The sequence below is a fragment of the Bradyrhizobium sp. WBOS07 genome (genome assembly GCF_024585165.1).
GTDB classification, from domain to species: domain Bacteria; phylum Pseudomonadota; class Alphaproteobacteria; order Rhizobiales; family Xanthobacteraceae; genus Bradyrhizobium; species Bradyrhizobium japonicum_B.
Genome location: NZ_CP029008.1, coordinates 5,173,789 through 5,200,098, shown reverse-complemented (window position 1 = coordinate 5,200,098; position 26,310 = coordinate 5,173,789). Strand labels below are relative to the sequence as shown.

At 65.3% G+C, this 26,310-nt stretch carries 24 protein-coding genes; 9 read left to right on the top strand and 15 right to left on the bottom strand.

Features of this window, described 5'->3' with window-relative positions; all coding sequences use genetic code 11:
* Positions 1-214: 214 nt before the first annotated feature.
* From DCM79_RS24760 to DCM79_RS24730, 7 genes are all read right to left on the bottom strand, one after another.
* Positions 215-1,612 (bottom strand): NAD(P)(+) transhydrogenase (Re/Si-specific) subunit beta, encoded by a 1,398-nt coding sequence (locus DCM79_RS24760; RefSeq protein ID WP_028138373.1) that lies wholly within the window; start codon positions 1,610-1,612, stop codon positions 215-217.
* Positions 1,613-1,651: 39 nt separating this feature from the next.
* On the bottom strand, positions 1,652-1,969 hold the full coding sequence (locus DCM79_RS24755; protein WP_028138374.1) for a proton-translocating transhydrogenase family protein: 318 nt from the start codon (positions 1,967-1,969) through the stop codon (positions 1,652-1,654).
* Positions 1,970-1,981: 12 nt separating this feature from the next.
* Positions 1,982-3,109: a Re/Si-specific NAD(P)(+) transhydrogenase subunit alpha gene (locus tag DCM79_RS24750; RefSeq protein ID WP_257176757.1), complete on the bottom strand. Its 1,128-nt coding sequence runs from the start codon at positions 3,107-3,109 to the stop codon at positions 1,982-1,984.
* Between the two features lie 138 nt (positions 3,110-3,247).
* Positions 3,248-3,400 carry an aa3-type cytochrome c oxidase subunit IV gene (locus tag DCM79_RS24745; protein WP_018317799.1) on the bottom strand — a complete coding sequence of 51 codons (153 nt, stop codon included), beginning with the start codon at positions 3,398-3,400 and terminating at the stop codon, positions 3,248-3,250.
* Between the two features lie 97 nt (positions 3,401-3,497).
* Positions 3,498-3,893, bottom strand: a complete 396-nt coding sequence (locus tag DCM79_RS24740) for a type II toxin-antitoxin system death-on-curing family toxin (RefSeq protein WP_257176756.1) — start codon at positions 3,891-3,893, stop codon at positions 3,498-3,500.
* Between the two features lie 12 nt (positions 3,894-3,905).
* A complete protein-coding gene (locus DCM79_RS24735; RefSeq protein ID WP_035998672.1) occupies positions 3,906-4,130 on the bottom strand; it encodes an AbrB family transcriptional regulator in 225 nt (74 codons plus the stop codon).
* Between the two features lie 90 nt (positions 4,131-4,220).
* A complete protein-coding gene (locus tag DCM79_RS24730; RefSeq protein WP_257176755.1) occupies positions 4,221-6,143 on the bottom strand; it encodes a M3 family oligoendopeptidase in 1,923 nt (640 codons plus the stop codon).
* Between the two features lie 128 nt (positions 6,144-6,271).
* Here DCM79_RS24730 and DCM79_RS24725 point away from each other — a divergent pair, with 128 nt between their 5' ends.
* The 3 genes from DCM79_RS24725 (at position 6,272) to DCM79_RS24715 (ending at position 12,103) form a co-directional block, all read left to right on the top strand.
* Positions 6,272-7,768: a sigma-54 dependent transcriptional regulator gene (locus DCM79_RS24725; RefSeq protein WP_257176754.1), complete on the top strand. Its 1,497-nt coding sequence runs from the start codon at positions 6,272-6,274 to the stop codon at positions 7,766-7,768.
* A 332-nt stretch (positions 7,769-8,100) separates the two neighbouring features.
* Positions 8,101-10,212: a murein L,D-transpeptidase gene (locus DCM79_RS24720; RefSeq protein WP_257176753.1), complete on the top strand. Its 2,112-nt coding sequence runs from the start codon at positions 8,101-8,103 to the stop codon at positions 10,210-10,212.
* Between the two features lie 268 nt (positions 10,213-10,480).
* Complete coding sequence (locus DCM79_RS24715; RefSeq protein WP_257176752.1) at positions 10,481-12,103, top strand: DUF882 domain-containing protein; 1,623 nt, start codon at positions 10,481-10,483, stop codon at positions 12,101-12,103.
* 116 nt (positions 12,104-12,219) lie between these two features.
* Here the strand turns inward: DCM79_RS24715 and DCM79_RS24710 are convergent, their stop codons facing one another.
* The 3 genes from DCM79_RS24710 to DCM79_RS24700 form a co-directional block, all read right to left on the bottom strand.
* Complete coding sequence (locus DCM79_RS24710) at positions 12,220-12,645, bottom strand: DUF1801 domain-containing protein (RefSeq protein WP_257176751.1); 426 nt, start codon at positions 12,643-12,645, stop codon at positions 12,220-12,222.
* A 155-nt stretch (positions 12,646-12,800) separates the two neighbouring features.
* A complete protein-coding gene (locus tag DCM79_RS24705; RefSeq protein WP_008546273.1) occupies positions 12,801-13,073 on the bottom strand; it encodes a DUF2312 domain-containing protein in 273 nt (90 codons plus the stop codon).
* Positions 13,074-13,263: 190 nt separating this feature from the next.
* A complete protein-coding gene (locus tag DCM79_RS24700; RefSeq protein ID WP_257176750.1) occupies positions 13,264-13,569 on the bottom strand; it encodes a DUF1244 domain-containing protein in 306 nt (101 codons plus the stop codon).
* A 174-nt stretch (positions 13,570-13,743) separates the two neighbouring features.
* On the opposite strand from DCM79_RS24700, the gene DCM79_RS24695 reads away from it, so the two are divergent.
* Complete coding sequence (locus tag DCM79_RS24695; protein ID WP_257176749.1) at positions 13,744-14,325, top strand: DUF1036 domain-containing protein; 582 nt, start codon at positions 13,744-13,746, stop codon at positions 14,323-14,325.
* Positions 14,322-15,758 (top strand): pyruvate kinase, encoded by a 1,437-nt coding sequence (gene pyk / locus DCM79_RS24690; RefSeq protein ID WP_257176748.1) that lies wholly within the window; start codon positions 14,322-14,324, stop codon positions 15,756-15,758. Before DCM79_RS24695 ends, pyk begins: the two co-directional genes overlap by 4 nt.
* Before the next feature lie 150 nt (positions 15,759-15,908).
* Here the strand turns inward: pyk and DCM79_RS24685 are convergent, their stop codons facing one another.
* Entirely contained in the window at positions 15,909-16,589 is a 681-nt protein-coding gene (locus DCM79_RS24685) for a TetR/AcrR family transcriptional regulator (protein WP_257176747.1), read from the bottom strand.
* A 507-nt stretch (positions 16,590-17,096) separates the two neighbouring features.
* Positions 17,097-17,261: a Flp family type IVb pilin gene (locus DCM79_RS24680; protein ID WP_126258786.1), complete on the bottom strand. Its 165-nt coding sequence runs from the start codon at positions 17,259-17,261 to the stop codon at positions 17,097-17,099.
* Positions 17,262-17,676: 415 nt separating this feature from the next.
* Here DCM79_RS24680 and DCM79_RS24675 point away from each other — a divergent pair, with 415 nt between their 5' ends.
* The 4 genes from DCM79_RS24675 to DCM79_RS24660 all read left to right on the top strand — a co-directional run bounded on the left by DCM79_RS24675 (position 17,677) and on the right by DCM79_RS24660 (position 22,563).
* Positions 17,677-19,182, top strand: coding sequence for a hypothetical protein (locus DCM79_RS24675; protein WP_257176746.1), 1,506 nt, complete (start codon positions 17,677-17,679; stop codon positions 19,180-19,182).
* Positions 19,183-19,214: 32 nt separating this feature from the next.
* The gene (locus DCM79_RS24670; protein ID WP_257176745.1) at positions 19,215-20,717 is read left to right on the top strand and encodes a hypothetical protein; all 1,503 of its coding nucleotides are present in this window, start codon (positions 19,215-19,217) and stop codon (positions 20,715-20,717) included.
* A 158-nt stretch (positions 20,718-20,875) separates the two neighbouring features.
* The gene (locus tag DCM79_RS24665; RefSeq protein ID WP_257176744.1) at positions 20,876-21,871 is read left to right on the top strand and encodes a glycosyltransferase family 2 protein; all 996 of its coding nucleotides are present in this window, start codon (positions 20,876-20,878) and stop codon (positions 21,869-21,871) included.
* 8 nt (positions 21,872-21,879) lie between these two features.
* Positions 21,880-22,563 carry a class I SAM-dependent methyltransferase gene (locus DCM79_RS24660; RefSeq protein ID WP_257176743.1) on the top strand — a complete coding sequence of 228 codons (684 nt, stop codon included), beginning with the start codon at positions 21,880-21,882 and terminating at the stop codon, positions 22,561-22,563.
* A gap of 2 nt (positions 22,564-22,565) precedes the next feature.
* On the opposite strand, the gene DCM79_RS24655 is transcribed toward DCM79_RS24660, so the two are convergent.
* From DCM79_RS24655 to DCM79_RS24645, 3 genes are all read right to left on the bottom strand, one after another.
* Positions 22,566-24,011 carry a hypothetical protein gene (locus DCM79_RS24655; RefSeq protein ID WP_257176742.1) on the bottom strand — a complete coding sequence of 482 codons (1,446 nt, stop codon included), beginning with the start codon at positions 24,009-24,011 and terminating at the stop codon, positions 22,566-22,568.
* A gap of 134 nt (positions 24,012-24,145) precedes the next feature.
* The gene (locus tag DCM79_RS24650) at positions 24,146-25,378 is read right to left on the bottom strand and encodes an APC family permease (RefSeq protein ID WP_257176741.1); all 1,233 of its coding nucleotides are present in this window, start codon (positions 25,376-25,378) and stop codon (positions 24,146-24,148) included.
* Positions 25,379-25,387: 9 nt separating this feature from the next.
* Complete coding sequence (locus DCM79_RS24645) at positions 25,388-26,227, bottom strand: universal stress protein (protein ID WP_257176740.1); 840 nt, start codon at positions 26,225-26,227, stop codon at positions 25,388-25,390.
* Between the last annotated feature and the right edge of the window lie 83 nt (positions 26,228-26,310).

Below are 26,310 nucleotides of genomic sequence, written 5' to 3'. Positions count from 1 at the left end.
GCGCGGCCGGCCCCGGTTTGAACTCAGGGCTTGCGACGGCTCCGCAGCAATTTCATGACGTCGGGCCGAAGGCTTGACGGTACGTCGCGACAGCCGCACGCTGCCTTGTGGGAGGCGTGCCACTCGACGCGCTGCCCGCGCGTGGCCTTGGGCGGCATGCGATGGGACCGGTGCCATTCCTTGTTGATGGCCACGGTCCGCTTCCTTCGCGCGCCTACATCGCCTTGACGATGTTCTCGGTGACCTTCTTGGCGTCGCCGAGCAGCATCATGGTGTTATCGCGGTAGAACAGCGGATTGTCGATGCCGGCGTAGCCGGAGGCCAGCGAGCGCTTGATGAACATCACGGTGCCGGCCTTCCAGACCTGCAGCACCGGCATGCCGTAGATCGGCGAGGTCTTGTCCTCCTCGGCCGCCGGGTTGGTGACGTCGTTGGCGCCGATCACGAAGGCGATGTCGGCCTGTGCGAATTCGGAGTTGATGTCCTCGAGCTCAAACACCTCGTCATAGGGCACGTTGGCTTCGGCGAGCAGCACGTTCATGTGGCCGGGCATACGGCCTGCCACCGGATGAATGGCGTATTTCACCTCGACGCCTTCCTTCTTCAGGATGTCGCCCATCTCGCGCAGCGCGTGCTGGGCCTGCGCCACCGCCATGCCGTAGCCGGGCACGATGATGACCTTCTGCGCGTTCTTCATGATGAAGGCGGCATCGTCCGCCGAGCCGAGCTTGGCGGGCTTCTGCTCGCCCGTCCCGCCGCCGGCCGCGGCGGTCTCGCCGCCGAAGCCGCCGAGGATGACCGAGATGAAGGACCGGTTCATCGCGTGGCACATGATGTAGGACAGGATCGCGCCGGATGAGCCGACCAGCGCGCCGGTGATGATCAGCGCGGAATTGCCCAGCGTGAAGCCAATGCCGGCCGCAGCCCAGCCCGAGTAGGAGTTCAGCATCGAGATCACGACCGGCATGTCGGCGCCGCCGATCGGGATGATCATGAGCACGCCGAGCGCCAGCGCCAGAATCGTGATCATCCAGAAGTCGAACGCCCCGCCGGTGAGGACGAGACGGACGATGAAGAACACCAGCGCCACGGCGAGCGCGATGTTGATGATGTGGCGGCCGGGCAGAATGATCGGCGCACCGCTCATGCGCGCGGACAGCTTCAGGAACGCGATCACCGAGCCGGTGAAGGTCAGTGCGCCGATGGCGACGCCGAGCGACATCTCGACCAGGCTCGATGCATGAATGGCGCCGGGCTTGCCGATGTCGAACGCCTCGGGCGCATAGAACGCGCCGGCGGCAACCAGCACCGCGGCCATGCCGACCAGCGAGTGGAAGGCGGCAACCAGTTCCGGCATCGAGGTCATCGGTACGCGGCGGGCGATCACCGCACCAATGCCGCCACCAATGGCGATACCAAGGATCACCAGGATCCAGGCGACGCCGTCCGCCGGCGGATGACTGGCGAGCGTGGTCGCGACCGCGATGCCCATGCCGATCATGCCGAACAAATTGCCCTGGCGCGACGTCGCCGGGCTCGACAGCCCGCGCAGCGACAGGATGAACAGCACCCCCGCCACGAGATACAAGAATGCAGAGAGATTGGCGCTCATCTCAGGTCCCCATTGATCCCTTCAGCCCGAGGTGGCCGCTTACTTGGCTTTCTTCTTGTACATCGCCAGCATGCGCTGGGTGACAAGGAAGCCGCCAAAGATGTTGACGCAGGCGAAGATGAGCGCGACGAAGCCGAAGCCGCGCGCCCAGCCCGAACCGCTCGAAACCATGCCGACGCCGACCGCGAGCAGCGCGCCGACCACGATCACCGAGGAGATCGCGTTGGTCACGCTCATCAGCGGGGTGTGCAGCGCCGGGGTCACCGACCACACCACGAAATAACCGACGAAGACGGCGAGGACGAAGATCGACAGCCGGAAGACGAAGGGGTCGACGACCTGTGCAACATGCTCCATGGCGATCTCTCCTTATGCCTTCGGCTGGAAGTTCGGGTGGATGACGGCGCCGTCTTTCGTGAGCGCGGTCGCCTTGACCAGCTCGTCGTCCCAGTTGACGGCGAGCTTCTTCTCTTTCTTGTCGACCATGGTCTCGATGAAGGAGAACAAATTGCGCGCGTAGAGGCTGGAGGCCGAGGCCGCGACGCGGCCGGCGACGTTGGTGTAGCCGACGATCTTGATGCCATCGAGGTCGACAACCTCGCCCGGCTTCGCGCCCTCGACATTGCCGCCGCGCTCGACGGCGAGATCGACCAGCACCGAGCCGGGCTTCATCGACTTCACCATCTCGGCACTGACCAGCTTCGGCGCCGGCCGGCCCGGGATCAGCGCGGTGGTGATCACGATGTCCTGCTTCTTGATGTGCTCGGCGGTGAGCGCGGCCTGCTTGGCCTGATATTCCTTGGACATTTCCTTGGCATAGCCGCCGGCGGTCTGCGCGTTCTTGAACTCCTCGTCCTCGACGGCGAGGAATTTTGCGCCGAGCGATTCGACCTGTTCCTTTGTGGCGGGACGCACGTCGGTCGCGGTCACGACGGCACCCAGGCGGCGCGCGGTCGCGATGGCCTGAAGGCCGGCGACGCCGACACCCATCACGAACACCTTGGCCGCGGGCACGGTGCCGGCCGCCGTCATCATCATCGGGAAGGCACGGCCAAAGGCCTCGGCGCCCTCGATCACGGCGCGATAACCGGCGAGGTTCGCCTGCGAAGACAACACGTCCATCACCTGTGCGCGGGTGATGCGCGGCATCAGCTCCATTGCGAAGGCGGAGACGCCGGCATCGGCGATCGTCTTCAGCGCGGTCTCGTTGCCGTAGGGATCCATGATGGCGATGACGAGCGCACCGCGCTTGTACTGCGACAGCTCCGAAGCCTCGGGGCGCTTCACCTTGATGATGATGTCGGCATCTTTCAGCGCGTCGGCGCTGACAATGGCACCTGCGGCGGTGAATTCGGAATCCGGCAGGCCCGACTTGAGGCCGGCGCCCGGCTCGACGGCGATCTCGGCGCCCAGCGCCTTGAACTTCTTCACCGTATCAGGCGAAGCGGCGACACGCGGCTCCGATGGATCGATTTCCTTGGCAACGGCGATCTTCATAGGTCCTCCGGCGGCGCGGGACAGCGCGCGCACAAACTTGAGCGTTACTCCCGCGGCGTTCGATACCGGTTTTGGCACCGGCTTGAATGCAAATATTCTGGGCAGCTGCTGCCGCTGGCGTGTGCAGCCGCCGATCGATCAGGTCAGGAAGATCGCCATCAGGATCACGATGAGCGCGACCGAGGCCGTGCCGTACTTCACCAGCTTGATGAAGCCCTCGTAGGTCTGCTCGTGAGCAACGTAGTCGTTGCCGTCGGCGGTGCTGTACGCAACTTCGCTATGGTCAGCCATGGAATGTCCCCAGTCGAAAGTTCAATTCTCGGGCTGGGATACCTTAAAGAATTGGACAGGGCAACGGCACCGAGGCGGGGTTTTCCCGCAAATCGGGTCATTTGGAATTCCAATTGTCCCGAATCCAGCGCGTCAGACTCTCCTCACTGACTTCGCCGGCGGCGAGAGAGAGGATGATCGTTGTCGCTTCCGCGGGATCGGGGCTGAAAGCTACGCCATTCTTGTGAAGAAAGACCATCATGGCCATGAAGGCGATGCGCTTGTTTCCGTCGACGAATGCATGATTTTTCGCAAGGCCGAATGCGTAGGCTGCGGCGAGTTCGTCCAACGGCGCCTGTTCGTAGCGCCATTTGTTGATCGGGCGCTCCAGCGCCGAGCGCAGCATGCCTTCGTCGCGCAACCCCGGCGCACCGCCGAAGCGCCGGAGCTGTCGACCGTGAATTGCTACAGCCTGCTCGTAGGTAACCCAGAGCGGCTCCTGAGGATCGCTCATGCGTATCGCCAACTATTTTGCGAGCGCGGCGAGCGTGTCGCGATACTTATCCATGATCTCGTCGGCTATCTCCATCGTCCGTTCGAAATCGGGGTCGTAGGGCAACAGCTGAAAACCACCACCAGGCAATTCCACCACATGCAATTGCTGGCCGCGCTTGAGATCGAGCCGCTGCATCAGTTCACGTGGCAGCAGCAAACCGTCCGAGTTGCCGATCTTCTTGATCTCGATTTTCATGGCTGACCTCCAGCATGTTATACACATGTATAACATCACAAGAAGGCTGGTTCAACGGATGTTTTACGCACCCCAAGGACGGCGAATGCCTCAGCCCATCGCCTCCAGCTCGTCGATCATCCCGGCGATGACCGAGAGGCCGCCATCCCAGAATTTGGGATCCTTGGCATCGAGCCCGAACGGTCGCAGCAGCTCGGAATAATGCTTGGTGCCGCCGGCGGCGAGCATGTCGAGGTAGCGCTCGGCAAAGCCCTCGTTCGCGTTCTCGTAGACGGCATAGAGCGAGTTCACGAGGCAATCGCCGAAGGCATAGGCGTAGACGTAGAACGGCGAGTGGATGAAGTGCGGGATGTACATCCAGTAGTTCTCGTAGCCCGCCTTGATCTCGATCGCCGGCCCGAGGCTCTCGCCCTGCACCGACAGCCAGATTTCGCCGAGCCGCGTCGCGGTGAGCTCGCCGTTCTTGCGCTCGGTGTGGACCGCGCGCTCGAAGGAATAGAACGCGATCTGCCGCACCACGGTGTTGATCATGTCCTCGACCTTGCCGGCGAGCAGCGCCTGGCGCTGCTTGGCGCTCTTGGTCTGCGCCAGCAGTCGCCGGAAGGTCAGCATCTCGCCGAACACGCTCGCGGTCTCCGCCAACGTCAGCGGCGTCGGCGCCATTAGCGCGCCGTTCTTCGCGGCCAGCACCTGGTGCACGCCGTGGCCGAGTTCGTGGGCGAGCGTCATCACGTCGCGCGGCTTGCCCTGGTAGTTCATGAGCACGTAGGGGTGCGCGGAAGGCGTGGTCGGATGCGAGAACGCACCCGGGGCCTTGCCCGGCCGCACCGGAGCGTCGATCCAGCGATCGGTGAAGAAGCGCTCGGCGATGTCAGCCATTTTTGGCGAGAAGCCGCGATAGGCCGTCAGCACCATGCTTCGGGCCTCCGGCCAGGCGATGACGTCGGTCGCGGCGAACGGCAGCGGCGCATTGCGGTCCCAATAGGCCAGCCGCTTCTTGCCGAACCACTTCGCCTTCAGCGCATAATAGCGATGCGACAGCTTCGGATAGGCCGCGCGCACCGAGGCGACCAGCGCGTCCACCACCTCGCGCTCGACCCGGTTGTTGAGGTGCCGGGAATCCGCGACGTCCTTGAAACCGCGCCAGCGGTCGGAGATGTCCTTGTCCTTGGCGAGCGTGTTGGTGATCAGCGCAAAGGTGCGCTCATTGGCCTTGAACGTCTTCGCCAGCGCTTCCGCCGCGCTCTTGCGCTTTGCGCCATCGCGGTCCTGCAGCAGGTTCAGCGTCGGCTCGATCGCGAGCTCCTTGGACCCGACCTTGAAACGCAGGCCGGAGATGGTCTGGTCGAACAGCCGGTTGAAGGCGGAATAGCCGGTCTGGGCTTTCTCCAGAAAAAGCTGCTCCAGCTTGTCGTCGAGCTGATACGGCTTCTCCTTGCGCAGATCCTCGATCCAAGGACGGTAGTACGCGAGCTCGGGAGCCTGCATGGCGCGGTTCAAAATATCGTCATCGACGCGATTGAGCTCGAGCGCGAAGAACAGAAGATGCGTCGATGCCGCCGTCAGCCGCTCGGAGACATCGCCGTAAAACTTTGAAATCTCAGGGTCCATGCTGTCGCCGGCATGGACGAGACCGGCATAGGAGCCGAGCCGGCCGGCGAGATCATCGATCGCCTCATAGCGTCGCACGGCCTCCGCGAGCCACTTTCCGCCATCTTCGTTTGCTGTCCCTGTCGCCAGCTTGCCCTTGTAGTCGGTCTCGAACGCGACGCAGTCGGCAGCCATCTTTTCGAGATCGCGCGTCACTTCCGGCGCATCGATCCCGGAATAGAGATCCGCCAGGTTCCACTCCGGAAGCTTGCCGGTCTTGCTCGCGGGCTTTGCGCGCGACGTCTTGGAGGGCTTTGCCTTGGCGGCGGATTTCTTGACGGAAGATGTCTTGGCGGCAGACGTCTTGGCGGCAGGCTTGCGGAGAGCAGGCTTCTTGAGAGCAGAGTTGGAGCGCGAATTCATTGTGTGGGAAACCTGTGTTCAACAATCGCGGCGGCGGGCGGGGGGCATCAAGGTTTAAGAGTGCGTTAATCGGCTTCGGCCAGAGTGCCCCGATTCGAGACAGATAGTAGTAGCGTGCGGGGAACACCATGGCTGCCAGTATTTTGATCGCCGACGACGACGCCGTAGCCCGCCGGCTGGTCGAGAACATGGTGCAGAAATGCGGCTATGAGACGGTCGTCGTGGATTCCGGCGATGCCGCGATCGCCGCCCTCACCGCTCCCGATGCTCCGGCCATCGACGGCGTTATCCTCGATCTCGTGATGCCCGGCCTCGACGGCATGGGCGTGCTGGCCAAGATGCGTGAAGCGGGCCTCAGCGTCCCCGTCATCGTGCAAACCGCGCATGGCGGCATCGACAACGTGATCTCGGCGATGCGCGCTGGTGCGGCCGACTTCGTGGTCAAGCCGGTCGGCCTGGAGCGACTTCAGGTTTCGCTGCGCAACGCTCTCAACGTCTCCGCGCTCAAGGGCGAATTGCAGCGCATCCGGCACAGCCGCGAGGGTCGGCTGACCTTTTCCGATATCATCACCCGCGCCGAGGCGATGGCCCCGGTCATGCGCGCCGCGCAGAAGGCGGCGAACTCCTCGATCCCGGTTCTGATCGAAGGCGAGTCCGGCGTCGGCAAGGAAATGTTCGCGCGCGCCATCCATGGCAGCGGCGAGCGCAAGGCAAAGCCGTTCGTCGCCGTCAATTGCGGCGCCATTCCCGACAACCTCGTCGAATCCATCCTGTTCGGCCATGAGAAGGGGGCCTTCACCGGCGCCACCGAGCGGCACATGGGCAAGTTCGTCGAGGCCCATGGCGGTACGCTGTTTCTGGACGAGGTCAGCGAGCTGCCGCTGACCGCTCAGGTCAAGCTCTTGCGCGCGCTCCAGGAGGGTGCCGTCGAGGCGGTCGGCGGCCGCAAGCCGGTCAAGGTCGACGTCCGCATCGTCTCGGCCACCAATCGCAAGCTGCTGGAGCGGGTGAAGCAGGGACACTTCCGGGAAGACCTGTTCTATCGTCTGCACGTGCTGCCGCTGACGATCCCCTCGCTCCGGGCCCGGCGCGAGGACATCCCGCATCTGCTCCGGCATTTCCTGGCGCGCTTTGCCGCCGAGGAGAATCGCCAGATCGCCGGCATCAGTGGCGAGGCGATGGCGCATCTGGCCCAGCTCGACTGGCCCGGCAACATCCGCCAGCTCGAGAACGCGGTCTACCGTGCCGTGGTGATGAGCGACGGCGACCAGCTCGGCCTCAGCGATTTCCCCCTGCTCGCTTCGCAGCCGCAGCCCATCACGGAGATTCCGACCGCCCCGCTGATGCTCGAGCCGGCAGCGACTCCTTCCGTCGTGTCGGGCAATGAAATACCAATCGCGCCGCTTCCGGCCGCCGGAACTCTCGCCATGCTGACCCCGACCGGCGAGGTCCGCCCGCTCGAGGACATGGAGAACGAGATCATCCGCTTCGCGATCTCGCATTATCGCGGCCAGATGTCCGAGGTGGCCCGCCGCCTCAGAATCGGCCGGTCCACCCTCTACCGCAAACTCGACGAAGCCGGGGTTCCCGGCCATGGCGGGAAAAGCGGCGAGGAGACGCACTGAGCCTCGCTGGGCAATGCGAGGGGCGGCTGTAAGCCGTTCCCACGACGACAGAATTCGACTGCTTGTTGAACCGTGACTTGGAAGTGACAGACACAGGGAAAAGCGCGTGGGGCCAGCGCACAATCCGTTGCCAAGAGGCTGCCTTGAAGTCAGTTTGGCGTGAATTGTCCCGGGTAGCGCTGGCTGCAAAACCGGGGCCTGTATATCGTCTGCGTGGGAATCGTTGCGTGCAGGCGTGCAACTTTCGAGAGGCCGGCGCGATTTAGCCGAAGCTCAATAGGCGATAACGAAGCTGTTCCATGAGGGACAGTTCACCCGAGGGGTGCGACACAATGCGGAACTGTTTGAACCACCGTGCGGGCTTTGACCGCGTCTTGATGACGGTCGCGGCCACCTTCCTCACGGTGTCGGCCAGCTCGGCCCTGGCGCAGGACCAGGCGCGCAGCAGCGCGGCCGAGCTCGCGATCGAAGCCGCGATCCCGCGGCCCGAGCCGGCCAACGTTCCGCCCCCGACCGCAGCCGACATCAAGCTCGACACCACCGCCACCGTTCAGGATTCCGCCAAGGAGCCGAAGGAGCCGGTGAAGGCTGACGTCGCCCCCGCGCCGGACAAGGTCGAGACCAAGCCTTCCGAGCTCGCCAACTCGCCCGCCACCGCAACGCCGGCTGCCGCTGCGGCTCCGGCCGCCGAACCGGTCAAGGCCGCGAGCAACGTTCCCGCCGCCGACCAGCCGGTCGCCGACAGGCTCAAGGATATCATCGGCGCCAAGACCTCGCGGCACTTTGACCGCAAGAACGAGCGCGCCGCGGTCGAGAAGTTCTACGGCGCACGCGATTTCGCGCCGGTCTGGACTCAAGGCGGCACTCTCACCGCGGCGGCCAAGGGCGTGATCGCGCGGCTCAAGGACGCCGGCTCCGACGGTCTCAATCCCGCCGATTATCCGGCGCCGGATTTTGCGGCCGCCACCACGCCCGATGCGCTGGCCGATGCCGAGCTCAAGCTCACTGCCAGCATGTTCGACTATGCGCGCCATGCCCAGAGCGGCCGCATGCACTGGTCGCAGGTCAGCGGCGACATTCTTTATCCCGAGCATCCGGTCGACCCCAACGAGGTACTCGCCAAGGTCACGACCGCGGCGGACGCTTCCGCAGCGCTCGACAGCTACAACCCGCCGCACAAGCTCTACAAGCAGCTGAAGGCCAAGCTCGCGGAGCTTCGCGGTCAGGGCAACGGCCCGGTGATCGAGATCGCCGACGGTCCGGCGCTGAAGTACACGGCGGCCACCAAGAAGCATGCCGAGATCGTCGTGGAAGATCCGCGCGTGCCGCAGCTGCGCGCCAAGCTTGGCCTCGCCGAGAATGCCAGCGACACTCGCTACGATGCCGCCGTCGCCGACGCGGTGCGCAAATTCCAGAGCAGCGCCGAGATGAAGCCGACCGGCATCCTCGACGACAAGACCGTCAGCGCGCTCAACACCCCGAAGCGCGACAAGCAGATCGACGTGGTGCTGGTGAACATGGAGCGCTGGCGCTGGCTGCCGCGCGACCTCGGCGCACCCGCGCTGGGCGATGCCTATGTCATCCTCAACATTCCCGATTTCACGCTGAAGGTGATGCAGCGCGGCCAGCAAGTCTGGACCACGCGCGTCGTCACCGGCAAGCCGGGCAAGCATGCAACCCCGCTGCTGACCGAGACGATGAAGTACATCACGGTCAATCCGACCTGGAACGTGCCTCCGTCGATCGTCTACAACGAATACCTGCCGGCCTTGCAGCAGGACCCGACCGTGCTTCAGCGCATGGGCCTCAGGCTCGAGCAGAACCGCGATGGCTCGGTGCACATCTCGCAGCCGCCCGGTGAAGCCAATGCGCTCGGCCGTGTCCGCTTCAACTTCCCGAACAAGTTCCTGGTCTATCAGCACGACACGCCGGACAAGCATTTGTTCGCCAAGGAAGAGCGCGCCTTCAGCCATGGCTGCATGCGGGTGCAGAATCCGGATCAGTACGCCTCCGTGCTGCTCAACATCGTCATGCCGAACGAGAAGTACACGCCCGAGCGCATCCGCAGCATGTACGGCAAGAGCGAGATCGACCTGAAATTCCCGACCCCGATCCCGGTGAACATCACCTATCAGACCGCCTTCGTGGATGACGCCGGCAAGCTGCAATTCCGCAAGGACATCTATGGCCGCGACGCGGCCATGATCAACGTCCTGAAGAACAACCGCGGCAAGGACCTCGAGGCCGTCGTGGCCCATTCCCAGCCCAGCTATTCGCGGCCGGCGACGACGCTGCCCTCAGGCGTGGCGGTGGCCAACAATGGCGGGGGCTTCGGCTCGTCCGGGCCGAATTTCTTCGAGCGGCTGTTCGGGGCGCCGACCCAGGCCGCGCCGCCGGCGCCGGTCGGGCGCCGGCCCCAGCAGCAGCGGGTGTTCACCCGCTGAGCCCGTTTCGGCGGCCTTTTTCGAATCCTGCAACGATATCAACGGCCCCGTCCCAGCGACGGGGCCGTTTAACGTTAACCATTCTCCACCTGCATCCTGGCAGCGGGCGTTTTTTTGCCACAGTCAACCGGTTAGGATCGTATTCTGACTTGGTTTGGGGGCGGGAAGGTCAACCTCGAATTAACCTTCTCGCTTTAAGAAAGCGTTCATCCTCTTTCGCACTGCTAACGGGGTTGGCGGGAGAGTCCATTGAACGCTCGTCGACTGGGTGGGCTCATACGTGCTGACTGGTCTCGCACGCCAATTCGCTGTGCTGTCGTTGTCCCATGCGGGAGTGAAGGCCGGTTCGCGGATCGGCCTCACTGCCGCATTGCTGCTTGCGGGCGCAGGCTCGGTTCATGACGCCGCCGCGCTGAACGAGACCAAGACGCTCTCCTTCCACCACACCCATTCCGGCGAAGACCTCACCGTCACCTTCAAGCGTGACGGGCGCTACGACGAAGCCGCGCTGAAGCAGCTCAACCACTTCCTGCGCGACTGGCGCACCCAGGAGGCGACGGTCATGGACCGCCGCCTGTTCGACATCCTCTGGGAAGTCTATCGCGACGTCGACGGCAAGCAGCCGATCCAGATCATCTCCTCCTATCGCTCGCCCGCCACCAACGCCATGCTCCGCCGCCGCTCCTCCGGCGTGGCGCGCTCCAGCCAGCATATGCTGGGACATGCGATGGACTTCTACATCCCAGGCGTGCCGCTGGAGCAGATCCGCTTCGCCGGCCTGCGCCTGCAGCGCGGCGGCGTCGGCTTCTATCCGACCTCCGGCTCGCCCTTCGTGCATCTGGACACCGGCAGCGTCCGGCACTGGCCGCGCATGACGCATGACCAGCTCGCCCGCGTCTTCCCGGACGGCAAGACCGTGCACCTGCCGACCGACGGCGTGCCGCTGAAGGGTTATGAGGTCGCCAAGGCCGAGATCGAGCGCCGCGGCAGCGGCGACGATTCCGGCAGCAAGCCGAGCTTCTTCGCCGCGCTGTTCAAGGGCAAGTCGGCAGCTCCGGCCGCCAGCGACGAGGATGACGAGGGCGCACCCACCCCGGCCGCGAAGCCGGCGGCACCGACCGTCGTCGCAGCCGCAGCCAAGCCCGCCGAGCCGGTGCCGACGCCGCGCGCGAAGCCGCAAATGGCCATGATCCAGCTCGCCTCGGCCGATGCGCAGCTCGTTGCGCCCCCCAAGCCGAAGCCCGCGCCAGTGGCTGACAAGCCCGCTGCCGCCAAATCCGTCGACGGCAAGCCGGAGACCCCGGCCGACATCATCAATGCCCGCGGCTTCTGGGATGATGTCCCGGCCACGCCGCAGCAGGCGACGCCGGCCCAGGTCGCCGCGCTGAAGGCTCGCCAGGCTCTTGCCGCCGCCACCGATCCGCAACCAACCGCGAGCCTGCCCAACACAGCTCTTCAGGCACTGGCTTACGCGCCGGCCGCCTCCCCGGTCGACCGCGCCAATGTCGTCGCCGCCTCCGCGCCGATCCCGCGTTCGGCCCGCCCCGCATCGCGCAGCCTTGCTCAGGCGACGGAAATCAACACGGTGGTCGGCAAGAGCATCGACGGTATGGTCGCGACCGCGACGCGCCTCTCCGCCGCCAAGGGCGAGAGCGTCTGGCTCAAGGTCGTGATGCTGTCGCCGAGTGCCAGCCATGCGATGTCGGTGACGCTGATGGGCGAGCTCGATACCGCGGCGCTGCGCGCCTATTTCGTCAAGCCGCGCGCCGTGATCGCGATGGGTTTTGCCGAGGATCCGATGCAGGGCCTGTCCTGCGATACGTTCTCCGGCAGCGCCACCGCGAAGCTCCAGACGACCTCATTCGTCGTGCGCACCGCCGCGCTGCGCTGAGCGCCGCTGCTGTTTCCAGAATTTCGCTCTCGTAGCCCGGAAGCGCAATCCGGGAATCATGCCGCATGCAACGACGGTCCGGATTTCTCTGCGCTACATCCGGGCTACGGATGGTGCTACCGCGCCTTCTTCCCCCGCCGGTCCCGATGATAGGTCAGCGCCAACGACAGACAGATCGATAGCTCCCGTTTCGGCAGCTTGCCCGACACCGGCAGCAACAGCGCCCTGGTCTGCCGATATTCGAACCGGTCGGGAAAGCGTTCGCGGAACGTGTCGATCAGGGTCGTCTTGCAGTTGAAGAGAATGGCGGCTGCATCAGAGTCCTTGACGCGGCCAAGCCGGATCGTCGATCCGCTGCCGGTCTCATCGGTCAGATAAGCCGGCTCGCCCCATTTCAGGGTCTCGGTAAGGCGGCCGATATGCTCGTCCGCAGCGGCAGTCGCGAAGATCAGGTCGCGCACCTGCAGCAGCCGCTTGCCGATCGGCGCCGGAAGAGCGCCGAAGGCACGGTTCAATTCGCGCGGCAGCGGTGGCGCAGTCACGGCAGTCTCCGTTCACAAACGAAGTGCAACACGCCAGCCTTGTAGCCCGGATGGAGCGCAAGCGTCATCCCGGGGAATGCGTCCTGCACTGCAAAAGCCCTGATTTCGCTTGCGCTCCATCCGGGCTAGGGCAGCAGGGCTCGAGGCGACACGCCTCAGATCATGCCGAGCGCCTGCATATAGGTCTCGAGGATCGTCTCGGCCTCGGCGCGCTCGTTGGGGTCCTGCTTACGCAGGCGCACGATGGTGCGCAGCGCCTTGACGTCGTAGCCGTTGCCCTTGCTCTCGGCATAAACGTCGCGGATGTCGTCGGAGATCGCCTTCTTCTCTTCCTCCAGCCGCTCGATGCGCTCGATGATGGACTTGAGCTGGTCCTTGGCAAATTTCGTCGCGGGCTCGTCGTCGCGGACGGCGGCGGAGGTGGCCATCTAGGTACTCCCAATGGAACTGGCAAAACGAGGTGACGCCGGCATCCTCACCGCGCGTGCTGGCTAGAACCCTTAGGGTCGGTGCCGACTGCGTTCAAGGCAGCATCGCGCTCGTCCACAGCGCGCCCACACCTTCCTGCTGCGGGGCGCAGAAAGCTGTTGTGTGGTGCGACTCAGGTGTTTCGCGAACTCAGTGGCCATGCGGATGGACCTTCTTCATCGTCTCGAGCTGCTGCGGCGTCGCCGTGCCCTGGTATTTCGCTTTCCAGGTCTCGTAGGGCATGCCGTAGACCGCCTCCCGGCTCTCGTCCTTGCTCAAGGCGACGCCTTGGGCGTCGGCGGCTTCCTTGAGCCAGTTGGACAGGCAGTTGCGGCAGAAGCCCGCCAGATTCATCAGGTCGATGTTCTGAACGTCGGTCCGCGTCTTCAGGTGATCGACCAGGCGCCGGAAAGCGGCCGCCTCGAGCTCGGTCCTGGTTTTGTCGTCGATTGCCATGGCTGTATCCCCTTGGGCCTGCCCCGATGGGGTCACCCTTACGGGATCAGGTGGGCGCTGTCACAGATTTTGCCATATCCCGGCGCAAACCGGCCCGAAGCTGGCCTGCCGCTCTTTGGGGCCGTTCCCGGCCCTACGCCAAATCGTCAATGATCTGGTATAGCTACCGCGACAATGATTGCCGAATCTCCCCGCCCCCCGCTTCGCCTGCTCGCCCGGTTGGTCCCGGTGCTGATGGTCGCCTGGCTGTGCCTTTGCGCCAGCCCGGCCGCCGCCGATTTCCGCCTCTGCAACAACACGTCGAGCCGGGTCGGCATTGCGCTCGGCTACAAGGACGCCGAGGGCTGGACCACCGAAGGCTGGTGGAACATCTCCTCCCGCTCCTGCGAGACCCTGCTGCGCGGAACGCTGGTGGCCCGTTACTATTACATCTACGCGATCGACTATGATCGCGGCGGCGAGTGGTCGGGGCAGGCCTTCATGTGCTCGCGCGACAAGGAGTTCACCATCCGCGGCACCGAGGATTGCCTCGCGCGCGGCTACGACCGGACCGGCTATTTCGAGGTCGACACCGGCGAGCAGCGGGCCTGGACGGTGCAGCTGACCGACGCTAACGAACAGCCGGCGCAACAGCGCGTGCCCGGCCTGCCCGGCCCGGTCGGCCCGGGCGGGGTTCCCGGTTTGCCCAATGGCCCTCCCGGTGCTACGCCCCCCGGCTCGCCCGGCCTGCCACCCCCGTCTGGAAATAAGCCATGAGGCGTCTTCGCCGTATCAAGATTCTCGCGACCCTGGGACCGGCGTCGTCAGACCTCGCCATGATCCGCCGCCTGTTCGAGGCCGGCGCCGACCTGTTTCGCATCAACATGAGCCACACCCCGCATGACAAGATGCGCGAGCTGGTGGCGACGATCCGCAACGTCGAGTCGAGCTACGGCCGGCCGATCGGCATCCTGGTCGATCTCCAGGGCCCGAAGCTCAGGCTGGGTGCCTTCGCCGAAGGCTCGGTCCAGCTCCAGAACGGCCAGACCTTCACGCTCGATTCCGACAAGGCGGCGGGCGATGCCACGCGCGTCCAATTGCCCCATCCCGAGATCCTGGCCGCGCTCAGGCCCGGCCACGCGCTGCTGCTCGACGACGGCAAGGTGCGCCTGATCGCGGAGGAGACCTCGAAGGAGCACGCGGTGACGCGTGTCGTGGTCGGCGGCAAGATGAGCGACCGCAAGGGCGTCAGCCTGCCCGACACCGACCTGCCGGTCTCGGCGATGACGCCGAAGGACCGCGCCGACCTCGAGGCGGCGCTCGTCACCGGCGTCGACTGGATCGCGCTGTCCTTCGTGCAGCGCGCCGACGACGTGCTCGAAGCCAAGAAGATGATCCGCGGCCGCGCCGCCGTGATGGCCAAGATCGAGAAGCCGCAGGCGATCGACCGCCTCGCCGACATCATCGAGGCCTCCGATGCGCTGATGGTCGCGCGCGGCGACCTCGGCGTCGAGCTGCCGCTGGAGCGCGTGCCGAGCCTTCAGAAGCAGATGACGCGCATGGCGCGCCGCGCCGGCAAGCCGGTGGTGATCGCGACCCAGATGCTGGAATCGATGATCCAGTCGCCGGTCCCGACCCGCGCCGAAGTCTCCGACGTCGCCACCGCCGTCTATGAAGGCGCCGACGCCATCATGCTGTCGGCGGAATCGGCCGCCGGAAAATTCCCGGTCGAAGCGGTCTCGACCATGAACCGCATCGGCGAGGAGGTCGAGCGCGACCCGACCTACCGGTCGGTGATCATGGCCCAGCGCCCGGCGCCGGAAGCCACCGCGGGCGATGCCATCGCCGATGCCGCGCGGCAGATCGCCGAGACGCTCGACCTGCCCGCCTTGATCTGCTGGACCTCGTCGGGCTCGACCGCGGTGCGCGTGGCGCGCGAGCGGCCGAAGCCGCCGATCGTGGCGATCACCCCGAACATCACCGCCGGCCGCCGGCTCGCTGTAGTCTGGGGCGTGCACTGCGTGGTGGCCGAGGACGCGCGCGATCAGGACGACATGGTCGCCCGCGCCGGCCAGATCGCGTTCCGCGACGGCTTCGTCCGCGCCGGCCAGCGCGTGATCATCGTCGCCGGCGTGCCGCTCGGCATCCCCGGCACCACCAACATGGTGCGCATCGCCTCGGTCGGCCCCGAGGGCGACGCGAACATGTAGGTCCGCTTGGGCCCGCCAAGCAAAAAATCGAAAAACAACCCCATGCACAGTAGCCGGAGCGTCCGGCGCACCTGCTGTGGTTTCACGAAAAGACTTGCCACGTCAGCGGCTTGAGCGGAATCAGGCCGCCGCCTGCCTCACGCGGCGATTTTACGCGCCAACCAGCGCCTTCGTCGTCGGAAGCAGCGTCTGCTGCACCACCAGGCCGCGGGCGCGGGCGTCCATGACGCCGACCGCGCGCAGCGCCAGCAGCGTCACGGTCTGCACCGCATCGCGCAACTTGGCGGGATCGTCGAGATTGTCGGGCGCCAGCGGCCCGACCAGCGCCTCATGCAGCGCGCCGAGCAAAGCGGTGGCGGCGAGCGCGGTGTCCTGCGCCGGCAGGTGACCGGCCCGCACCGCGGCATCGATGCGGGCGGCCATCTCGCCCGCGATCTCGCGCCGGCTGGCCAGGCGCGAGGCGCTGACATCGACATCGACCGGCTCGGCCAGGATGCCCCAGGCCAGCCTGCGCTGCGACAGGGTATGGACCGCCACGGTCGTCACGGCCGCGGCCAATGCCGAGGACGGGCCCGGGGCGGCGTCGGCCGCCCGCCGGATCGCCGCGAGCTCGTCGCGGGAGACCTCGGCAATGAGTTCAGAGATCAGCTCGGCCTTGGAGGGGAAGTAGCGGTAGACCGTCCCGGCGGCGACATTGGCCCGGATCGCGACCGGCGCGATCTGCACCGCCGCCATGCCGCCTTCCGCCGCGGTCTCCCGCGCCGCCGCCAGTATAGCGCTGCGCCGCGCCGCGAGGCGCTTCACCACTTGATGCGTCCGCCGATAAACCATGGCGCGCTTCCTGTCCCACACGCCAGCCGCACGCCCTGCGGCCGAACGCTTCGTCACGTCAAAGATGCAAATCGTCCCGCAAGGACTGAACAACTATTCAGGGGAGATGACAAGATGGGAAATGCGTGGAGCGTCATGGCGAGCGGACTGGAGCGCCAGCCCTGAAGGCGAAGGCTGATCAGGCCTTGCTCGCTCTACCTCGCTGCGGATCCTGCTTCCCGAAAGTAGCCAAGATGCAGCCCGCGGGCTCCCGGGGATTCGCAGGACGTGATGCCTGGCGCGACAGTCCGAAACAGACGCGTGGGACGTTCCCCAAGCGGCCGCCGCAAACAGATAAAAGGCCCGTGCAGGGTTGTCAGATCGATAACTGCACTCGTTACCGAGCTCATGAAGCGGGCTCGCAACAGTGCGAAGGCCATGCAACTGGCAGGCCCGACGGACAGCCCGCCAAAAAAGGAAGGAGCCCCGTCAAGGACAGGGCTCTCCGAAATTCCGAGGTCGTCCGGCTTACTTGAGGCCGGTCGAGATCGCGGTGAACTTGGTGTTCAGCGTGCTGCCGAGATTGTTGACGACGGTGATAATCGCCAGCGCGATGCCGGCGGCGATCAGGCCGTATTCAATGGCGGTGGCGCCGGATTCATCCTTCACGAAACGCGCAACGAGGTTCTTCATGGAGTGCTCCAAATGAGTACACGAGGCTTACAACTGATCTGGTCTTTCCGGCTTCCCAGCGCCGCCGACCATGAAACCGAACGTAGAGGCAAAGAATTGCGCCGCAGTTAATTCGACTGCGTAAACACCGGGCGGATTGCGTGTGTCGGCCGATGGTAAAATCAAATCTAAAACAATCTGTTAAATTGTCGGGACCTGAGACCGGCATGGCGCTGCGGATTTACCCGAAGTTATGACCGCCGTGATCCAATGCCACCCGCTCGAACTGAAGCGCGACGAGCCGAATCCTTCGTCGCGTTTCACCGTCGTTGCTCGGGCGTGATCTCTCGGAAAACCGCACCACACTTTGCGCGAACGCGGCGCTGCGGGTCCGGATCATGCTCGACCGACAAGGACAACAGGACGACGAGGCGGCATGTCCCTTTCCTTTGCCGACGGCATCGCGGTGCAGAGCCGCGCGAGGGCTCTGGTGCCGCTGTGCGCGGGTGCCGGCGCCTATCTGCTCTTCCTCTATCTCGGCGACACGCGGCTGCAGGATTCCGACACGTTCTGGCAGATCAAGATCGGGCAATGGATCCTCGATCACCGCGCCATGCCCACCATCGACCTCTATTCCTTCACGCGAACGGGCGCGCCGTGGATCTCGACGTCGTGGCTGTCGCAGGTGCTGTTCGCCTCCTCCTATGCGCAATGGGACTGGGCAGGCCCCGTCATCCTCACGGCGCTGGGCGTCGCGCTCGCGGTAGCGATCTTCGTCCATCTTCTCGGCACGCGGATCGAGGCCCCACGCGCCGTGCTGTTCGCGATGCTGGCGCTGCTGCTGTCGGCCCACCACGTGCTGGCGCGTCCGCATATCCTGGCGCTGCCCGTCATGGTGGCGTGGATCGGCCTGCTGATGGCGGCCGCCGACCGCAGGAGCGCGCCGTCCTGGTACTGGCTGCCGCTGATGGCACTCTGGGCCAATCTCCACGGCGGCTTCGTGCTGGGCCTGGCGCTGATCGGCCCGATCTCGCTCGAGGCGGTCGAGCATGCCGAGAAGGGACGACGGCTTCGACTATTCATGCGCTGGGTGCTGTTCGGAATCGGCGCGCTGATCGCGAGTTGCTGCACGCCCTACGGCTGGCGGACGCTCCAGGGCGCGACCAGCATCCTCGGCCTCGGCGAGCTGCTGTCGCTGATCTTCGAATGGATGCCGGCGAACTTCGCCACCTTCACCCCGTTCGAAGGCGCCCTGCTCGGCCTGATCGCGTTCGGCTATTATCGCGGTCTCGTGCTGTCGGCGCCCCGGATATTCCTGATCCTGTTCCTGACCTGGAGCGCGCTGACCCATGTCAGGAGCATCGAGGCATTTGCGTTCCTGGTGCCGCTGGTGCTGGCAAAGCCGCTCGGCGAGATGTTCCCGCGCACGGCGGCTGACGGCGCGGGCGCCGATCGCTGGCCGGCCCGCTATGTCACCGCGACAGCCGCGCTGATGATCGTGGCGGCCAGCTGGACCTCGACGTCGCTCTACATGGCGCACCACCGCTTCAGCTTCACGATGACGCACACCCCGGTTGCGGCGGTCGACCTGCTCGAGCAACGCAAGGTGCAGCGCATCTTCAATGCCTATCAGTTCGGCGGCTATCTGATCTCCCGCGATATTCCGGTCTTCGTCGACGGCCGCGCCGAGCTCTACGGCGAGAAATTCGTGGTGGACTTCTTCAAGGCGACGGAAGGCAAGAAGCCCGAATTGCTGCCGCGCCTGCTCGACGAGTACACCATCGACGCCACGCTCCTGGTCGCCGGTGCGCCGGGCCCGCAGATCCTCGACCAGCTCAAGGGCTGGAAGCGCATCTATGCGGACGATATTGCCGTGATTCATGTCCGAGACCATGCGGAGGCCGCGACCGCTGCGCCTCCGAATCCGACAGGCCGGCCTTGACCATTCCGGCTGCTCCCGGCTCGGACCGATCGGTGGCGATTGCCGTGCTTGCCATGCTGGCGGCCGTCTCGTTTCTTCCAGTGCTGCTGACCCCCATTCCCGCGATGGTCGATTATCCCAATCACCTCGCCCGCATGTACATTCTGAGCCAAAGCGGCACCGCCGATGCCAATCCGCATTACGAGGTGGCCTGGGCATTCTATCCCAACCTTGGCATGGATCTGCTGGTCCCGCAGATGGCGCGGCTGATCAGCGTCGAGAGCGCCACACGGCTATTTCTGCTGCTCAGCCAATTGCTGGTCGTTTCCGGCGCGCTGCTGCTCGAATGGGTCCGGAAGGGACGGGTTCAGCTTGCCGGCTTCGCTGCGCTGGCTTTCCTCTACTGCCTGCCGTTCAGCTGGGGCTTCGTGAACTTCGAGTTCGGCCTCGGCCTCGCACTCTGGGGCATCGCCGTTTATCTGATGCTGGCGGAAGGCCCATGGCCGGCGCGTTTTGTCGCCAATTTGATCTTCGTCGCTGCGCTCTATGTGGCGCATTTCTTTTCGCTCGGCATCTACGGCGCGACGCTTGGCCTTTTCGAGCTGTCGCGCATCCGCCAACGGCAGGTCGCCTATCCCGTCGCGGCCGCGCGGCTTGGCGCGCTGGCGCTCCCCGCGCTGGCGATGCTTGCGATCATGCACGTCGCTGCAGGTTCAGTTGGAAGCGAGGGCACGAGCTGGTTCCTGGGATTTAAGCCGGTCTGGCCGCTCCGCATCATGAACGGCTACAATCTGACGACGGCGGCAGCGACCGGGCTGGCGCTGGCAATCGGGGTGTTTGTCGCCGCAAGACGCGGCGTCCTCAGGCTCGAGCCTTCAGGGATCTGGCTCGCGTTCGGCTTTGCGCTGCTTTATTTCGTCATTCCTTCGAAGCTGTTCGGAACATCGTTCGTCGATCTTCGCGTGATTCCCGCCGCGGCTCTGATCCTGCCCGCCTTCTGCTCGCTGTCGCTGCCGAGCCGGGCGTGGAGGATGGCTGCGCTCGCCGGGATCAGCGGCATCATCCTGCTCAATCTCGCCGTCGTTCTGTCGGTGTGGCTGCCTTACCGCGCCGATTACGCGGCGATCATCGCCTCGTTCCAGAAGATCGATCGCGGCTCGCGCATCCTGGTCGGCAGCGCGGACGACCATGGAGACCCGCCCTTCGCCGACCTCACCTCGTATCCGATGTATTATGCGCCGACGCTGGCCGTGCACTACGCAGGCGCGTTCGTGCCCAACCTGTTCACCGAGGTGGGCAAGCAACCCGTGCGGCCGCGCGAGGCTTTGCGCAAGATTTCCATTCCCTATGGAGGGCCGGTGCCGGCGGGCCTGCTGGCCGCGATCGCGACGGGTCAGCCACCTGCGGACGTTCCGCCATTCGTCCGCACCTGGTACCGGGATTTCGACTACCTCTATGTGCTGGGATCGCCGGCCGCCAATCCGCTGCCGGAGCGGCTGGAGTTGCTGGAGACCTCGCAGCGATTTGCTCTCTACAGGATCCGCCGCAAACCCTAGAGCCGAGCCGGCGCCCCCAAGCGTGGTTAACCGGCTTCCGGCTCTCGGTCCGTCCTCCGCCGATGTCCAGGGCGCTAGACCCTTAACATTTGCGGCAAGGCGACCTTAACCACCGGCTTATAGACTCCCGCCCCTGCAACCCAGTCGGAATCCCTCGCATGGCGGCCAATTCCAGATCGATCCGCTACAGCCTCGTCATCCCCGTGTTCAACGAGGAAGCCGTGCTGCCGGTCCTGCTGCGCCGGCTCGACCAGGTCATGTTCCGGCTCGACGGGCCGGCAGAAGCGATCTTCGTCGACGACGGCAGCAGCGATTCCAGCTCGATCGTGCTGCGGGCGCTCGCCGCGCGCGACTCGCGCTTTCGCTACATCGGCCTGTCCAGGAATTTCGGCCATCAGATCGCGATCACCGCCGGCATGGACGCCGCGCAAGGCGACGCGATCATCGTCATGGATGCCGATCTGCAGGATCCGCCCGAAGTGATCGAGCAATTGATCGCGAAGTGGAAGGCGGGCAACGACATCGTCCACGCCCGCCGCCTGTCGCGCGAGGGCGAAAGCCGCTTCAAGCGTGCGACCGCGCATCTGTTCTACCGGATGCTCGGCAGGATGTCCTCCGTCGGCATCCCCGCCGATGTCGGCGACTTCCGCCTGATCGATCGCAAGGTGCTGGAGGCGCTTCGGCAGATGCCGGAGCAGGATCGCTTCGTGCGCGGCATGATCGCCTGGCTCGGCTTCCGACAGGCCGAGGTGGCCTTCCATCGCCTCGAGCGCGTCGCGGGCGAAACCAAATACCCGCTGTTCAAGATGGTCCGGCTGGCGGTGAACGCCGCGCTCGGCTTTTCGGATCTGCCCTTGCGGCTTGCCATCTGGTGCGGATTGACGGTGTCCGGGCTCGCGCTGCTCTACGGCGGCTGGGTTGTGCTGTTGTGGCTGGGCAAGGACAGTCATCTCGTGACCGGCTGGTCCTCCACGATCGTCGTCGTCTCGCTGCTGTGCGGCATCAACATGCTGATGACGGGCATCGTGGGGCTCTATGTCGGCCGCATCCATGCCGAGGTGAAACGCCGTCCGCTCTATGTGGTGCAGGCACGAATCGGCTTCGATCGCGACGAGACGGCAGCGACGCCGGCGATCCACGCCGTCAACGAGTAGTCCAGCACATGACCGAGCTCTTCGACGGCTATCACGACAATTACCGTGACGTGGTCCAGTCCTCGATCGACTTCTCGGGTCTGCCGCATGATTTCTTCATGCGCGCAAAGGCCGACCTGCTGCGCGATCTGATCACAGAGCGGCTGGACGTCGAGAAGCCCGACATGCTGGACGTCGGCTGCGGCGTCGGCAGCCTTCACCCGCTGCTGCACGGCATGGTCGGCCGCCTCAGCGGCATCGACGTCTCCTCGGCCAGCCTGGCGCAGGCGCGCGCCCGCAATGGCGGGGTCGACTACCGGGAGTATGACGGCCGCACTTTTCCGTTTGCCGATGCCAGCTTCGATCTGGTCACGGCCGTCTGCGTGATGCACCACATCGTGCCGGCGCAATGGGCGCAATTCATCGCCGAGATGCGCCGCGTGACGCGTCCCGGGGGACTCGTCTGCGTGATCGAGCACAATCCGTACAACCCGCTGACGCGGCTTGCCGTCGCGCGCTGTGAGTTCGACCGGGACGCCGTCTTGCTCGGGGCCGGCACGACCCGGAAGCTGATGGCGGCCAGCGGCCTGCGCGAGATAGGCGCGCGGCATTTCCTGCTGCTGCCCTGGGACAGCAAGCCGGCGCGGCGCCTCGAGGACGCCCTCAGCGGCGTCTGGCTCGGGGGCCAATACGCCGCCTTCGGGACTGCTTGAACCTAGCGCTGCGGCGTATCGCGCCGCTTGTGCACGACCGCCACATCGTCGCTGTAGACGCGCTGCCACTGCGGCAGCCTGTCGAGCAGCGCGACCGCCGGCGTACGCGGCGCGAGCAGCGTCGCGCCGATCTTGTACTCGTCGAGCAGCTTCAGAAAGTCGTCGAGGTCGATCAGCGCCAGGGCGCGATTGTAGCGGTTGATGAACGGCCCCCCGTACAATTCGCCGCGACCGTCGATGAAGGTGGGAATGCCGGCAAAGATCAGATAGCCGCCGAAGGAATAATCGTTGAGCACGGGCCCCGCCTCGGCGAGGTTGGCCTGGGCGACGGCGGCCTCGGGGGTGATAGCCGGAGCCGGCCGGACGTCGCGCGCCAAGGCCGCCCCGCTGACTGCGATCAACACACCGAGCCCAACCCAATTCAGGCCGCGCGGCGCGACCGTTGCACCATCCTCGGCCGCTCCGCCGAACCTGCGCCCCAGCGGCGCCGCCAGATAGAGCGGCGCCAGCATGGCCAGCAGATCCGCATTGCGGATTTGCGCCAGCGCGAAATGCAGCAGGCCGATCACCACCAAGGTCCGCACGACCGGCAGCGTGACGCCGCGCGAGAGCGCAAAGATGCCTGCGAGCAGCAGCAATTCGAAGCCACTGACGTGGCTGAAGTCCTGCGGCCGCCATTCTCCGATCCAGGCGAGCGCGGAGCCGAGGCCGAGCGTCGTCAGCGGCATCAGCAGCGGTTCCGGCCCATGCGGCGTCAGGCAGGACGCGGCGACGGCAAGGGCCACAAACGGCAGCCACCGCAGCAGCACGCGCGGCCGTTGGGTGCGCTCTTCGCGCAGCAATGCCTCGAGCACCGCCGGTCCAATCAGGCCAAGCGCCAGCACCACGCTGCCGTGCAGATTGCTCCACAGCACCAGAAGCGGCAGGGCCCAATATGGCGGAGGGCTGCGGCGATCCATGCAGCGGACCAGCGCAGCCGCCCAGGTCACCATCAGCGGCAGCACCAGGACATGTGGCCGTGCCAGCATGTGCGGCGCCAGCAGGACGACGGCCGCGATCACCATGAGCAGCGTCAGGGCCGGCGAAAGCTCGCGCAGCAGGAAGAACGTGAGAAGGCCGAAGGCGAGCGCGATCGCCGCCGCCGCGATGGCGACGACGCCTGGCCAGCCGGACAGCGCGTATATCCCGGCATAGACGACCTCGGACAGCCATTCGAACGTGATCCAGGGCGCGCCATGCCTGGAAAACGAAAACGGGTCGCTCGTCGGCAGGGTGCCGTGTGCGATGATCCAGCGTCCGAGCTCAATGTGAGAATAGCTGTCGGGGTCACCGAGCAGCCGCGGCCCGGCCACCAGCAGCATGGCATAGACGGCGAGCCCCACGACCCAAGGGAGCGCTGCACGTGCCGAAAGCGGTTGAACCGCGCTGTGGACGACCTGATCAGTCATGGCGGGCCAAAGTAGGCCGCAAGCGTTAAGTTCTTCTTGAGTGTTTCAGGCATTGCTCCAACGCACGGTCAGGAGCGCCACGCCTACCCCCGCTTCAGCCGTCGCGTACTTCGTTCGCCGAACCCAAGCGCGCACTATGCGAGGAGGTCGATCAGGAGCAATGCGGCGCTTGTGAACAGTCCTGCAATCGGCACCCAGATGGGCACGAGGAACACGCCGGCTGGAGGCTTTGATTCTCTCGTCTTGATGCGCAGGAGCGCGAGGTTGACCAGGACGAAAGCCCCGAGGGTCAGACGTGAGGTCCATTCGGCCAATCCGGTCAAGGGAATGCCGAGGGCGAGGATCAGGATGGCGCCCACGCCGAACAGGGTTGCAACCACCGGGGAGCCGCTTCTGGCGTTCACCCTGGCGAGAAAGGCGGGAAGGCTGCCTTGGTCCGCAAGCCCGTACAGCACGCGTCCGATCATCAGCATGTGAACGATGATTCCGTTGACCGTCGCAACGATCGCAATGACGCTCAACACCGAGAGCGGAAGACCGGTCAACCGCTGAAAGACCAGTGCAAGCGGAGCCGAGGAGTGCGCGAGCTCCGCCGGAGGCACCGCGACCACCGCAACCCAGGCGACGGTCATGTAGAGGAACGCCGTCACGCCCAAGGTGATGAAGAGCGCCCAAGGCAGAGTCCGGGACGGATTCTTCATTTCCTCGGAGATGTTCACGAGGTGCTCGAACCCGATGAATGCAAACACGGCGAGCAGCGACGTCTGTGCGATCCCGGACCACGCCGCTTTATCGCTCAGGGGAGCCAACAGTTCGGGCAGCCGGGACACCAGGGCGTCGCCCTGAAACAGCCCGGCGCCGACAATGAGCACCAATCCTCCGATCTCCACTACCGTCATCAAGCCGGCGAAGCTGATGGACTGAACCGCGGACAGGCAGGCGACCGCGCCCATCGCAAGCACGACGCCGGCGATGATCCAGCTGGCGGGCAGCGGCACGAACACGCTGATGTAGCCGGCGCTGCCAACGGTGATGGTCGCGCCGGAGATCGTCGCTGCGGCCACCACGAGCAGCCCCGTGGCACCGCTGAGCCATTTTCGATGAAACGCGGCCTGGACATAGGCGGCCTCGCTCGCCGCAACCGGCAGTCGCGTGCCAAGTTCGGCAAAGCTCCCGGCCGTCACGCCCATCACGACCGCCGCAGCGAGGAACGCCAGAGGTGCATGCATTCCGCTCCGCGCGGCGGCCGCTCCCACCAGGACGTAGATTCCGGCACCGATCGTCACGCCGAGCCCGTACAGCACCGCGTGCGTGAGCGTCAGCGATCTGATCAATCTTGTAGACCCGGGCGGCGCCATCTCCTGCATGACCAATCGTCAATGCGAGAACAGAATCGGGATCGGCGGCTTGGACAGCAGGCCCCTGGTCGCGCCGCCGAGCACGAACTCCCGCCATCTCGGCGTTCCGTACGCGCCCATCACGAGGACGTCGATGCCGTGGGATAGCACGTAAGACGTCAGGACCTCGTCGATCGGCTTGCTCTCGGCATCGATCTCGTCGCACACGACCTCGATGCCGTGACGAGCGAGGTTCTTTGCCAGCTCTTCGCCCGAATGTTTGGAATCCAGCGCCTTTTCGTTCGTGACGGTCACGACGCGCACACGTCCTGCGTTTTCGAGCAAAGGAAGCGCAGCGGACACCGCTCGCGCAGCGGTACGGCTGAAGTCCCAGGCCACGCAAACGGCATCGAGCTGGAATGGACGCGATCGGGGAGCGGCGGGCAGGATTAGCGTCGGCCTGCCGGATTCGAAGATCACCTCTTCTGCGTACCATCGATCATGGGAGTCCGGCACCGCCATGATCGTGAGATCGCGGAGCCTTGCATAATCTGCCAGCAGTGCGGCCTCGTTGGCGGATGCACATTGCTCGAAGATGGTCTCGTGCCGAACGCCGGACTTCGCCGCCGAGGCTTCGAATGCCGCGAGCAGCGCTTGCGCATTCTCGCGGCTCTTGGTTGCCTCGCGCGCAACAAGCGCGGGTATGTCCAGGATGACATCCCCGAGCAGGCTTGCGCGCACTTCCGCATGGACCTCGCAGGAAATGGCTGCGAGGTGCGCATCCAGGACGGCGGCTACCGAAACGGCATCGTCGATCACCGAAACCGGCGTCGGTTCCGGATAGCTCGCCAGGGTCAGCAGAATATCCTTGAAAGCCATGTATCCCTCCTTTGACGAGTCGGAGCCTAACGTCCCGGCGGCGCTCGTTATTGATCGACCGCAGCGATTCAGCCGGGATGGCT